The organism is Serratia symbiotica (genome assembly GCF_000821185.2).
In the GTDB taxonomy this organism is placed as follows: Bacteria; Pseudomonadota; Gammaproteobacteria; order Enterobacterales; family Enterobacteriaceae; genus Serratia; species Serratia symbiotica.
This window is the reverse complement of sequence record NZ_CP050855.1, coordinates 2536911-2549892: the sequence shown is the minus strand read 5'-3', so window position 1 is coordinate 2549892 and position 12982 is coordinate 2536911. Positions and strand designations below refer to the sequence as shown.

The 12982-nt window shown below is 52.8% G+C and carries 10 protein-coding genes, 1 other RNA gene and 1 pseudogene; 7 read left to right on the top strand and 5 right to left on the bottom strand.

What is annotated here, in order from left to right; all coding sequences use genetic code 11:
• Window positions 1-202 precede the first annotated feature (202 nt).
• From tkt to fbaA, 3 genes are all read left to right on the top strand, one after another.
• Window positions 203-2197, top strand: a complete 1995-nt coding sequence (tkt, locus tag SYMBAF_RS12755) for a transketolase (protein ID WP_040266997.1) — start codon at window positions 203-205, stop codon at window positions 2195-2197.
• Window positions 2198-3169: 972 nt separating this feature from the next.
• Entirely contained in the window at window positions 3170-4333 is a 1164-nt protein-coding gene (gene pgk, locus SYMBAF_RS12750; protein ID WP_040266995.1) for a phosphoglycerate kinase, read from the top strand.
• Between the two features lie 122 nt (window positions 4334-4455).
• A complete protein-coding gene (gene fbaA / locus SYMBAF_RS12745) occupies window positions 4456-5535 on the top strand; it encodes a class II fructose-bisphosphate aldolase (RefSeq protein WP_040266994.1) in 1080 nt (359 codons plus the stop codon).
• Window positions 5536-5591: 56 nt separating this feature from the next.
• Here the strand turns inward: fbaA and SYMBAF_RS12740 are convergent, their stop codons facing one another.
• Entirely contained in the window at window positions 5592-6260 is a 669-nt protein-coding gene (locus SYMBAF_RS12740; RefSeq protein WP_040266992.1) for a DUF1345 domain-containing protein, read from the bottom strand.
• Between the two features lie 248 nt (window positions 6261-6508).
• Here SYMBAF_RS12740 and mscS point away from each other — a divergent pair, with 248 nt between their 5' ends.
• Window positions 6509-7369 (top strand): small-conductance mechanosensitive channel MscS, encoded by an 861-nt coding sequence (gene mscS / locus SYMBAF_RS12735; RefSeq protein WP_040266990.1) that lies wholly within the window; start codon window positions 6509-6511, stop codon window positions 7367-7369.
• 56 nt (window positions 7370-7425) lie between these two features.
• Window positions 7426-8137: pseudogene (locus tag SYMBAF_RS12730) on the top strand (oxidative stress defense protein).
• 40 nt (window positions 8138-8177) lie between these two features.
• Here the strand turns inward: SYMBAF_RS12730 and SYMBAF_RS12725 are convergent.
• Window positions 8178-9071: a LysR family transcriptional regulator ArgP gene (locus tag SYMBAF_RS12725; protein ID WP_040266989.1), complete on the bottom strand. Its 894-nt coding sequence runs from the start codon at window positions 9069-9071 to the stop codon at window positions 8178-8180.
• Between the two features lie 205 nt (window positions 9072-9276).
• Between SYMBAF_RS12725 and rpiA the strand changes: the two genes are divergently transcribed.
• Complete coding sequence (gene rpiA / locus SYMBAF_RS12720; RefSeq protein WP_040266988.1) at window positions 9277-9933, top strand: ribose-5-phosphate isomerase RpiA; 657 nt, start codon at window positions 9277-9279, stop codon at window positions 9931-9933.
• A 303-nt stretch (window positions 9934-10236) separates the two neighbouring features.
• Window positions 10237-11475 (top strand): phosphoglycerate dehydrogenase, encoded by a 1239-nt coding sequence (gene serA / locus SYMBAF_RS12715; protein ID WP_040266986.1) that lies wholly within the window; start codon window positions 10237-10239, stop codon window positions 11473-11475.
• Between the two features lie 47 nt (window positions 11476-11522).
• Here the strand turns inward: serA and SYMBAF_RS12710 are convergent, their stop codons facing one another.
• From SYMBAF_RS12710 to zapA, 3 genes are all read right to left on the bottom strand, one after another.
• Window positions 11523-12131: a 5-formyltetrahydrofolate cyclo-ligase gene (locus SYMBAF_RS12710; RefSeq protein ID WP_040267114.1), complete on the bottom strand. Its 609-nt coding sequence runs from the start codon at window positions 12129-12131 to the stop codon at window positions 11523-11525.
• Between the two features lie 56 nt (window positions 12132-12187).
• A non-coding RNA gene (gene ssrS / locus SYMBAF_RS12705) (6S RNA) lies at window positions 12188-12370 on the bottom strand.
• A gap of 41 nt (window positions 12371-12411) precedes the next feature.
• Complete coding sequence (gene zapA, locus SYMBAF_RS12700; RefSeq protein WP_040266985.1) at window positions 12412-12741, bottom strand: cell division protein ZapA; 330 nt, start codon at window positions 12739-12741, stop codon at window positions 12412-12414.
• Window positions 12742-12982 lie beyond the last annotated feature (241 nt).

The window sequence follows — 12982 nt, the reverse complement described above, 5'->3', positions numbered from 1 at the left end:
AATGTTGCTATAGAGAATAGATATTGCCGCATGAGACTAGTGTACGCCAGTGCGATAGATAAGGGCATTATTCCGAAAACTGTCTCATCACACTCAAAAGCAGTACGCTCGTTCTCATTTGGTATTAGGGATTGCCGTTTTAATGCGGAGTCTGAGAAAATAGGAAACTTGACTGCTTTTTTAATCCGACTTGGAGTAAAACATGTCCTCTCGTAAAGAGCTTGCCAACGCCATCCGCGCACTCAGCATGGACGCCGTACAAAAAGCGAATTCCGGCCATCCGGGGGCACCTATGGGGATGGCGGATATCGCTGAAGTCCTGTGGCGTGACTACCTAAACCACAACCCAACTAACCCGCTCTGGGCTGATCGCGATCGTTTTGTGCTGTCCAACGGTCACGGCTCCATGTTGATTTACAGCCTGCTGCACCTCACTGGCTATGACCTGCCGATGAGCGAGCTGGAAAACTTCCGCCAACTGCACTCCAAAACGCCGGGCCACCCGGAATACGGCTATACTCCTGGCGTCGAAACCACCACCGGCCCACTCGGCCAAGGTATCGCCAACGCTGTGGGTTTTGCCATTGCCGAACGCACGTTGGGCGCGCAGTTCAATCGCCCAGGTCACAATATCGTTGACCACTGCACTTACGCTTTCATGGGCGACGGCTGCATGATGGAAGGTATCTCCCACGAAGTTTGTTCGTTGGCCGGTACGTTGAAGCTTGGCAAGTTGACTGCCTTTTACGATGACAATGGCATCTCCATTGATGGTCACGTCGATGGCTGGTTCACCGACAATACTGCTGAGCGCTTTGAAGCTTATGGCTGGCATGTCGTGCGTAACGTCGACGGCCACAACCCGGACGCCATCAAGGCGGCGATTGAAGAAGCTCGCAGGTTCACCGACAAACCATCACTGCTGATGTGCAAAACCATAATCGGTTTCGGTTCACCGAACAAAGCGGGTAGCCATGACGTGCATGGTGCTGCGCTGGGTGCTGCTGAAGTGGCTGCTACCCGCGAACAGCTTGGCTGGAAATATGCCGCCTTCGAAATCCCGCAGGATATCTACGCCCAATGGGATGCGAAAGACGCTGGCCAGGCCAAAGAAGCTGCCTGGAATGATCGCTTCGCCGCTTACGCTAAAGCCTTCCCTGAGCTGGCTACCGAGTTCAAGCGCCGCATAAACGGCGAACTACCGGCTCACTGGCACACCGAGGCGAAGGCCTTCGTAGAAGGGTTACAAGCCAACCCGGCCAACATCGCCAGCCGCAAGGCGTCACAGAACGCGCTGGAAACCTACGGCAAGCTGCTACCGGAATTCCTCGGCGGTTCCGCTGATCTGGCACCGAGCAACCTGACCATGTGGTCCGGTTCTAAACCGCTGAACGTTGACCCTGCGGGCAACTACATTCACTACGGTGTGCGAGAATTCGGCATGACTGCCATCACCAACGGCATCGCGCTGCACGGTGGTTTCCTGCCGTACTCGGCGACCTTCCTGATGTTTGTGGAATATGCCCGCAACGCGGTGCGCATGGCGGCGCTGATGAAATTGCGCAACCTGTTCGTATACACCCATGACTCCATCGGCCTGGGGGAAGACGGCCCGACTCACCAGCCGGTAGAGCAGTTGGCCAGCCTACGTGTGACTCCAAACATGAGCACCTGGCGTCCGTGTGATCAGGTGGAATCAGCGATTGCCTGGCAGTACGGCATCGAGCGCAACGATGGCCCGACCACGCTGGTGTTCTCGCGCCAGAATTTGGCCCAGCAGCTGCGTACCGCAGAGCAGTTGGCGAACGTGTACCGTGGCGGCTACGTGCTGAAGGATTGCACTGGCACGCCGGAAGTTATCTTGATTGCCACTGGCTCGGAAGTGGGCATCACGGTGGAAGCGGCGGACAAACTGACGGCAGCTGGCCACAAAGTGCGCGTGGTGTCAATGCCCTCGACCGATGTGTTCGACAAGCAGAATGCCGCTTACCGTGAATCGGTACTGCCAGCGGCGGCGAAGGCCCGCGTGGCGGTGGAGGCGGGTATTGCGGATTACTGGTACAAGTACGTGGGTCTGAATGGTGTCATCGTTGGTATGACCACCTTCGGTGAGTCAGCGCCAGCAGAGCAGCTATTTAAAGAGTTCGGCTTCACCGTGGATAACGTGGTGGCCAAGGCGCAGGCGCTGCTGAAGTAAAGTGCATCGCATTACCCATGACAACGCCTGGCAATGCCGTTGAGTTAAGGCTTCCCTTAATCTGCGCCACTATAACGGCTTCCACATTAAGGGAGCCGTTTTTTTATCCGCACCGCTAATCTTTCCTACCACCGCCTTGAGCCAAAATCTGAGCCAGAACATCTTAGAGCCTATCCCATTAGGCTATTTTATTTGCCTTTTATGGCCCTGGGCAGTGCTCACCATCCTCACGTACTCCCTGTATGCTGCGGTTGTTGCGTGCTGTTCGTGTGCCGACTGGCTGCAACAATGCATGCCTACTAGGATAGGCTATTATTCTGGTAAAATGCAGCTTCTGCTGCTCAGCGTATTTGCTGCGCCTGTTCCTTTTACAAACACTTTGGTTTATGCTCAGCTGAAGCGTTTCAGTTAGTGTGCTATACCGCAGAAGCGCCAGGGTGGCGGCGGTAATATCCTGACGAACAGAATGAATGAAGCAGGTACCGCGTTTGCCCATGCGGGTAGCAACGACTGCACACCACTTTCGTGTTTGGTGTCAACCAGCAGGCAGCGCATTATGCACCCCCATTGCATTATTCCCTTGATCAAACTGTCAGTGGTTTAGTGGGGGCCTACAGTATCGAGGCGGGTACCGTGACTATCGCTCACTCCGCCATGAACGATCAGCAGACGGTATAAGTCTATCACCGGAACTTGTGGCGTAACTGCAGGCGGATATTTTCGTGATATAGTTGATTAGATGCAATGGCTAAGACTAATGAGTCTTGATTGGTTTTAACCTTGGATCCGCACTGCGCAGTACGGTTGTCGATGGTATACAGCCCCGGTTATGGATTGGGCTTAGTGTGACAAGGAATAGGGCTTTGCCAAAGGGTGCTGGATACAACACGGGTAATGGCCGCTTGCATCAGCATTAGCTGGTGCGTTACTCAGGCAACATTATAGAGAATCAACAAGAATAGAGGTTTCACCATGTCTATAATTAAGATGTCCGATTTGGATCTGGGGAGTAAACGCGTTCTGATCCGTTCCGATCTCAACGTACCAGTGAAAAATGGCAAAGTGACTTCCGATGCACGTATTCGCGCCTCCTTGCCGACTATTGAAGCTGCGATGAAACAAGGCGCTCGCGTAATGGTAACTTCCCACTTGGGGCGTCCTACTGAAGGTGAATATAACGAAGAATTCTCCCTGCTGCCAGTGGTCAATTACCTGAAAGAGCATCTGAAATCGCCGGTACGTCTGGCGAAGAATTATCTGGATGGCGTGGACGTCGACGAAGGCGAGTTGGTGGTATTGGAAAACGTCCGTTTCAACAAGGGTGAGAAAAAAGACGACGAAACCCTGTCGAAGAAATATGCGGCACTGTGTGACGTGTATGTGATGGACGCCTTCGGCACTGCACATCGCGCACAGGCATCTACCCACGGAGTGGGCAAATTCGCCCCGGTAGCCTGTGCTGGCCCGCTGCTATCTGCCGAGTTGGAAGCGCTGGGCAAGGCGTTGGGCAACCCGACTCGCCCGATGGTCGCTATCGTTGGTGGCTCTAAAGTCTCCACCAAACTAACGGTGTTGGACTCGTTGTCCAAAATCGCCGATCAACTGATCGTCGGTGGCGGCATCGCCAACACCTTTGTGGCGGCACAGGGCAACAATGTGGGCCAGTCCCTGTATGAGCCGGATCTAATCCCAAATGCGCAGAATCTGCTGAAAACCTGTGATATTCCGGTACCAACCGATGTACGCGTAGCGACTGAGTTCTCTGAAACTGCCGCAGCCACCGTGAAGCAAGCCAACGAGATCAAGGATAATGAGCAAATTCTGGATATGGGTGATGTCTCTGCTGAGCGTCTAGCCGTTATCCTGAAGAACGCCAAAACCATTCTGTGGAATGGCCCAGTCGGCGTATTCGAGTTCCCTAATTTCCGTAAGGGAACCGAGATCGTCGCCCGTGCAATTGCTGATAGTGCAGCCTTTTCTATCGCGGGTGGCGGCGACACTTTGGCAGCAATTGATCTGTTCGGTATCGCTGACAAAATCTCCTATATTTCCACTGGCGGTGGCGCTTTCCTCGAATTTGTTGAAGGGAAGCCATTGCCGGCGGTTGTGATGTTGGAAGAGCGCGCTAAGCAGTAATTCAGGCAATGGGAGGCGGAATGCCCGTTGGTATTATAATGCGCGGTAACGGCAGCACGGCGTGAAAAAAATCGATTTACCTCCACCTTATGTCTATAGCCGATAAAACAGGGCAAAGTCACATGTCTAAAATTTTTGATTTCGTAAGACCAGGTGTCATCACGGGCGATGACGTTCAGAAAGTATTCGCGGTAGCCAAAGAGAACAACTTTGCGTTGCCAGCAGTGAATTGCGTGGGTACTGACTCCATCAACGCGGTATTGGAAACAGCAGCGAAAGTGCGTGCACCGGTGATTGTGCAGTTTTCTAACGGCGGTGCCGCGTTTATCGCTGGCAAAGGCGTGAAGACGGATGTTCCACAGGGGGCCGCGATCCTGGGGGCAATCTCCGGGGCGCATCATGTCCACCTGATGGCTGAGCATTACGGCGTGCCGGTTATTCTGCACACCGACCATTGTGCCAAGAAACTACTGCCATGGTTGGATGGCCTGCTGGACGCTGGCGAGAAACATTTCGCCGCGACTGGCAAACCGTTGTTCTCTTCCCACATGATCGACTTGTCTGAAGAATCCCTAGAAGAAAACATCGCGATTTGCAGCCAGTATCTGGCTCGCATGGCGAAGATCGGCATGACGTTGGAAATCGAACTGGGCTGTACCGGCGGTGAAGAAGATGGCGTGGATAACAGCCATATGGATGCCTCCGCGCTATACACCCAGCCGGAAGACGTGGCTTACGCCTACGAAAAACTGCACGCCATCAGCCCACGTTTCACCATCGCCGCTTCGTTCGGCAACGTGCATGGCGTGTACAAGCCAGGTAACGTCAAACTGACTCCGACTATCCTGCGTGATTCTCAGGACTACGTATCCAAGAAATACCACCTGCCGCACAACAGCTTGAACTTTGTGTTCCACGGTGGTTCCGGCTCTACCGACGCAGAAATCAAAGAGTCAGTCGGCTACGGTGTGATCAAGATGAATATTGATACCGATACCCAATGGGCGACTTGGGATGGCATCTTACAGTATTACAAAGCCAACGAAGCTTACCTACAAAGTCAACTGGGCAACCCGAAAGGTGCCGATCAGCCGAACAAAAAATATTATGATCCACGTGTATGGCTGCGTGCAGCACAGACCAGCATGGTGGCTCGTTTGGAGCAGGCTTTCAAAGATTTGAACGCGGTAGACGTTCTGTAAGTTTCGGCTAACTGTTTCAAAACATGCCAGGCTCCCTATAGGGAGCCTGTTTTTTTTCAGCCCAAAAGACCGGCACCAACGTTAATTGATAGCCCCAGAATCGCCATATTGAACACGAAGGAGATCACCGAATGCAGCAGAGTGATCTTCCGTACCTCCGCCGTGCCGACCGCCACATCGGCTGTTTGTAACGCCACCGCGATGGTGAACGAGAAATAGGCGAAGTCTAGATAGGTCGGTTCGGTAAGGTTGCCGGGAAACAGCAGTGGCAATGGGGCTTGTGAGGCACCCCGGCAGTAAAATTGATGGGCGTAATGCATGGTAAAGGCGGTTGGCAGCAGTAGCCAAGACACCGACAATGTGGTGCCGGTCAACGCTAGATGCAGGGTTTTCAGCGAGTTGCTGGCTTGTTTGGCGCTGCTCAGTTCAAACAGGATCGCTAGTATGCTCACCAGACAACTAATGCTGACCAGCGCCAACACTATGCTGGCGCTTTCATCCTGCGTACGGGCGATCTGACGGATATGTGTCGGCGTGCTTACCAGCATCAATCGCCAGAGAAACAGCAAGTAAAGCCAAGCCAGCACGTTCCAACCGATCATCAGCCGTTGCAGCAGCGAGAACTGTAAAGGTAGTAGCAGTGCGCACAGCAGTCCTGCGCCAACAGAGAACAGCAGCCTGGGCCTGACCTGCCAGTAGTGCCGAAATGAGGAACGGATATGCATGGCGGACGAGTTCCTAGTCTTAAAAAAACGCGAGTGCTGTTTTAGCATAGAAGAAACAAGCCATAGTTACGGTTATTTTTAACGCTTACGGTTGGCGTGCGGCTTTAATCTTGGTTAACCTTAGAGGGTAGTTTCCGGCTGGCATCCTAGACTCGTTGTCTTTCAAGCTGCAATTTGAAATCTTTTGGGTCGGTGTCGGCATACTTTTGCGCGTTTATCCCTACAGGGACAGAGATAGGACGACACGAATGAAAGATTTGAATGTAGTAGACGGCCTGCACGGTGCTGGCGATTGGTTGGTGAATAACCAAGACTTGTTGATCCAGTATGCGGTGAACATTGTCGCCGCTATTGCTATCCTGGTCATCGGTTCGATCGCCGCCCGCGTGGCCAGCAATATGGTAAACCGCGTGATGAAGTTGCGTGGCATTGATACCACGATCGCGGGCTTCCTGTCGGCGCTGGTGCGTTACGGTGTGCTGGCATTCACCTTTATCGCGGTGTTGGGGCGTGTAGGCGTGCAGACCACATCGGTGATCGCTGTGCTGGGTGCCGCTGGTTTGGCTGTTGGTTTGGCGCTGCAAGGTTCGCTGTCCAATTTTGCTGCTGGCGTGTTGCTGGTGATCTTCCGTCCACTGCGTGTAGGTGAATACGTTGATCTGGGCGGCGTGGCTGGCACCGTCAATCAGGTGCAGATCTTCTCCACCACCTTATGCACCGGCGATAACAAAATCATTGTGGTGCCCAACGGTAAAGTCATCGCTGGCAATATTATCAACTACTCCCGTGAGCCGAACCGCCGTGTAGATATCGTAGTGGGTGTAGGCTACAACGCTGATATCGACGTGGTGAAGAAAGTACTGGGCGACGTGATTGCTGCCGACAAGCGCATTCTGCATGCCAAAGGCGTGATTGTGCGTCTGAACGAAATGGCACCATCCTCGCTGAACTTTGTCACCCGTTCATGGACTACCACCGCAGAGTATTGGAACGTGTACTTCGATCTGATGGAAAATTTCAAGCGCGCGCTGGATGCCAACAACATCAATATCCCGTTCCCACAGATGGACGTTCATCTGTATCGTACCGCAGACGCGAAAGTGGAGTAAGCAGCAGGGGGCCTCGGCTCCCTTTTTGTTGGTATAGCTTGTTATAAGGAGACAATGTGAAGCTTACAACATTGGCTATGGCCGCATTGGTTGGAGGGGGAACCTTGCCGCTGGCATTGTCGGCGGCTGAAGTGCCTAAAGGGCCGCATGTGCTCACTTCTGGCACCGCCAACGTGGAGGCGATACCTGATTGGCGATCGAAGTCAGCGCATCCTCCAAAGACGCCGTACAGGCCAAGCAGCAGGTGGATGAGCGCGTAGCGTAATACGTCGATTTCTTACAGAAAAACAACATCAAGAAGCAAGATATCAGTGCTGCCAATCTGTGTACCCAACTGGAATACAATTACCTGAAAACCGGCGAGTCGGTGTTGAAAGGTTACCGTGCGGTGCGCCAGGTTCAGGTGACGTTGCGTCAATTAGATAAGCTGAATGCGCTACTGGATGGTGCATTGAAAGCAGGCCTGAATGAGATCCGCGCGGTTGAATTGGGTATTGCCCAGCCGGGTGTCTATCGTGAGCAAGCACGCCAGCAAGCCATCGAAAATGCCATCCAGTAGGCCGCCTCGCGGGTGAAGGGCTTTAACGCTAATTGAGGTCGGTTTACAGCAATCGCTATCATGTGGTTAACGACCAGCCGATGCCGATGATATGCATGTACAAAGCAACGGAGGGAAGCGACGTAGCTCACACCTATGCACAGCAAAGCATTCACTTTGACCATCAGGTAGTTGTGGTATTCGAATTGCAGCGTAACGCCGCGCAGTAGCAGTAATGGCAAAAAGGCTCGCCGCAGTGAACCTTGTCGTCTAATCCTGGCGCAGCACTCGGCTCCCGTGATCTACCAGTGCATCGGTCACTTTGCGCATCATGCGGCTTTCCGGCGCAAAGCGATGCCAAAACAGCATGCGGCGCTGGTACAGCCCCGGAGTCAGATCGATCAACTCGCCTGACTCAAGTTCTTTCTCAATTTGCAAATGTGGGATCATACAGCAGGTAGTGCCCTGGCGAGCGAGTTGCACGAAGGCTTCGGACGAGTTCACAATATGGCAGGGTACGCTGCCCGGTGACAGGTCGAAGTTCTGCTGTAGGAAAACCTGATGCATATCGTCGAGATGGTCGAATGCCACTGCCGGTGCTTTCAGCAACGCGGAGCGGGTGACGCCGTTAGGGAAATAACGTTCGGCGAAGCCCTTTGAGGCGACAAACAAATAGTCTAACGCGCCCAAGCGATCCACCAGGCTGCTTGGTAGTGGCTGCGGTTGAATACTTACCGCACCCACCACTTCGCCTCGGCGTAGCCGCTCTTGGGTGCGGGTTTCATCTTCCACTTGCAGGTTCAGGCGGATGGGCGAAGTCGCGAGTACCGGTTTCAATGCTGGCAACAGCCAAGTAGCCAGACTGTCAGCGTTGACCGCCAACGACAGCAGCAGGGGGGCATCGATGCCAGTGTCGTTGCCCAGCCACTCCTCTTCCAACAGTTCTACCTGATGCAACAGTGCCAGCAGCTTTTGCCCCTGTTCGGTAGGGCGTGGCGGCACGGTACGCACCAACAGCGGCTGGCCGAACAGATTTTCCAGTTGTTTAATGCGTTGGGATACCGCTGATTGCGTGATACAAAGCTTTTGTGCGGCGCGCTCAAAGCCGCGCTCACGGATCACCGCGTCCAGCGCTTGCAGCGTTCGATAGTCTGGGCGTTTCATCGGAAAAGATATCTCTTAAATTAAATCGATATCAGCACTATGCCACATTTTGCGCGTTGTGTAGGGGTAAAAATCGTAGGAGCAGTTTGCCGCTGGGCGGCTAAAAATGCGGCTCAAGGTAAAGAATAATGTTTCTGCCTGAGTGAACAACAGCATTTTACCCTATAATACGCACAGGTTTTTGCAGAAAGGCAAGGGATATATTATGACGCAGGATGAAATGAAAAAAGCAGTGGGTTGGGCCGCGCTGGAATACGTGATGCCGGGTACCCTTGTTGGGGTCGGCACCGGTTCTACCGCCAGCCACTTTATTGATGCGCTTGGCTCTATCAAGCACCAAATTGAAGGCGCGGTCTCTAGTTCTGATGTTTCCACCGCCAAGTTGAAAAGCCTCGGCATCCCTGTTTTCGATAGCAACGAAGTGGACTCGTTGGATATCTATGTGGATGGGGCGGATGAAATCAACAGCTATATGCAGATGATTAAAGGCGGCGGTGCGGCGCTGACGCGCGAAAAGGTGATTGCCGCCATCGCACGTAAATTTATCTGCATCGTCGATGCCAACAAGCAGGTCGATGTGCTGGGCAAATTCCCGCTGCCAGTGGAGGTGATCCCGATGGCCCGATCCTATGTGGCGCGCGAACTGGTGAAGCTGGGCGGCCTGCCAGAGTATCGTCAGAACGTGGTCACCGATAACGGCAACGTGATCCTGGACGTGCATAATCTGATCATTACCGATGCTGTGGCATTAGAGAATCAAGTTAACGACATCGCTGGCGTGGTCACCGTTGGTTTGTTCGCCAACCGTTGCGCTGATGTGGCGCTGGTCGGTACGCAGGATGGCGTGAAGGTCATCGTATAAATCCCTGCGTCTGCCGGTGTTATGCGGCCTGGGAAATCTCTTGGCCGTATCATTCCCCGATTAAAATACCTTTTCTTGAAATCGCTAAATTTGGTGATTTATATAACTTTTTTGATGTTGAATCCCTAAAATTGATGTATAAGCTTTCCCCTTTGGCACTTTATACCAAAAAATGCCGGCATGACTGTATCTTGTGCTGGTGGCCAGGCAATCGTTTGTATTGCCGCCCGCGTTATTTTTGTTATGTTGGGTAGAGCTGCTTCACCGTAGCGACTTCTGAAGTCTGAACATAGGGTTGGGTAAATGGCAAAAGTATCATTGGAGAAAGAAAAGATTAAATTCCTGTTAGTAGAAGGGGTTCATCAAAGCACGGTAGATAATTTGCGTGCTGCCGGTTATACCAACATTGAATACCATAAAGGCGCGTTAGACAGCGAATCGCTGAAGGCATCGATCCGCGATGCTCACTTCATCGGTATCCGATCGCGCACGCATCTGACCGAAGAGATTTTCGCCGTTGCCGAAAAGCTGGTGGCGGTGGGCTGTTTTTGCATCGGTACTAATCAGGTTGAATTAAAAGCGGCGACTAAACGTGGTATTCCGGTGTTTAACGCGCCATTTTCCAATACCCGATCTGTGGCCGAGATGGTTCTGGGCGAATTGCTGCTGATGTTACGCGGTATTCCCGCCGCTAACGCTAAGGCGCACCGTGGCGTGTGGCACAAATTGGCCGTGGGTGCATATGAAGCGCGTGGCAAGAAGCTGGGCATTATTGGCTACGGCCATATCGGCACCCAATTGGGCATTCTCGCAGAAGGCTTGGGTATGAAGGTGTTTTTCTACGACATTGAGAACAAGCTGCCGCTGGGCAACGCTCAGCAGGTGCATCACCTGTCTGATCTACTCAATATGAGCGACGTGGTGACGTTGCATGTGCCGGAGACCCCGTCTACCAAGAACATGATGGGGGCAGAAGAACTGGCATTGATGAAGCCGGGTGCCATCCTGATCAACGCCTCGCGAGGCACTGTGGTGGATATCCCCGCGTTGTGCAATGTGTTGGCTAGCAACCACTTGGCTGGTGCGGCGATCGACGTGTTCCCAGAAGAGCCGGCGACCAACAGCGATCCATTCAACTCGCCGCTGTGTGAGTTCGATAACGTGCTGTTGACGCCGCATATTGGCGGTTCCACCCAGGAAGCGCAGGAGAACATTGGTGATGAAGTGGCTGGCAAATTGGCTAAATACTCCGACAATGGTTCGACCCTATCGGCGGTCAATTTCCCAGAAGTGTCGCTGCCGGCGCATGGGCCAAACGCCAGCCGCCTACTGCATATTCATCAAAACCGCCCTGGTGTGCTGACGCAGATTAACCAAATCTTCGCCGAAGAAGGGGTTAACATCGCCGCGCAGTATTTGCAAACTGGCTCGGAAATCGGCTATGTGGTGATCGACATCGAAGCGGAAATTGAACGTGCCGGTATTGCGCTGCGACGCATGAAGGCTATCGAAGGCACCATCCGCACCCGTTTGCTGTTCTGATAGCGGCAGTGCGATAATGTAAAAGGCTGGGTTTATCCGGCCTTTTGCTATTCGCTGTCCGGCCACGCCCAACTGCGTGTTGGGGTCAGGATCTCCGGCAGTGGAATATCCCAGTGTTCAGTCGGTAGTTGTGCCACTTGCTGGCAGTCGTGAGCCAGCCCTATAGGGTAAGGGCCGCCGCGCCGCCAGTGGTGCAAAGTACGGTCATAAAAGCCGCCGCCCATACCCAGCCTTTGGCCGGTATCATCAAACGCCACCACCGGCGTCAGCATCACATCCAATTCGCCAAGCGGCAGCACGTCACGCAGTTCTAACTGCGGCTCCAGAATATTGAAGCGGTTGCATACCAGCGGCGTATTGGGGGTATAACGCAGGAATAACAGGTAGCCAGGGCTAAACGGGTGCAGCACTGGCAGATAAATCTGCTTGCCCGATAGCCACAGCCGTTCGATCAGCGCAGTGGTGTCAAGTTCGCCATCGAAAGGCAAAAATACCGCAATGCTGCGTGCAGCTAAAATGCGTGGGTGCACAGTTACGCGTTCGGCTATTTTTTGGGCGGAGATGTGCTGTTGCTCGGACGTAATGTCACGTCGTCGTCGACGAATTTGTTGGCGAATAGTCTGGCGTTGCTGTAAAAAATGGGATTGAAAAGGCATGATGTCGTCAGGTTTGCTCAGTGTGGGTTTCAGCACACATAAACCGCTGAGGAAGAGGGATCTCCAAGATGCCGTCGCAGGCTGTAACCCTTGAACCCATGGTTCAAGGTGAACGTGCCATCGCAATCTTAAGGCTTCCCGGCGCACCGAGCATGCTCACCGATCGCAGATCAACACATTCTGTTTGTACTAAATATCGGCTCAGGGGACTGACCCGCTGACAAACATCTCAGAGAAATTTTTACTCACTATCGAAAATTTTATATTTCAATAGACTAAGTTATTCAAACTGTGCATCCTGGCGCTCAGAGATACGGCCTTGTTCAAGCAATGCTTGCTCAATGGTCTGTTGCAGCATACGAATGCGTTGCTCCATGTTGGATGCATACTCTCGGATTTTCAACTGCTCTTGAGCAAGTTCGTGACAGACGTTCAATGCTGCGATAAAAACCAGTTGCTCAGTATTTGTGACTCTAGTGCGAACTTTAAGATCTTGCAACCGTTGGTTAAGAGCGTCCGCCGCCATGTTCAACGCATCTTGTTGTTCTGGCGGACAGTTGACTTTTAACGAACGGCCAAAAATTTGAATATCTACCGGTTGTGCAGACATGCCACCTTCCTGCCTAAATTTCACGCCAGCCCCAGCTTGCCTTTGTCGGCTTACCAAAACGGACGCCACTAAAATACCTCAGTATCAAGTATACAACCCCTTGCAGTTTCTGGTTGTAATCTACTGCGGCGCACATTACCAGCCAAAAAAGGTTTCGAAATGCCTCATGACTGCCATTTTATCCCCGACTGACGCGGCGTGAGACTTGCCACATCACGATGAAAACTTACCACCGGGGTGT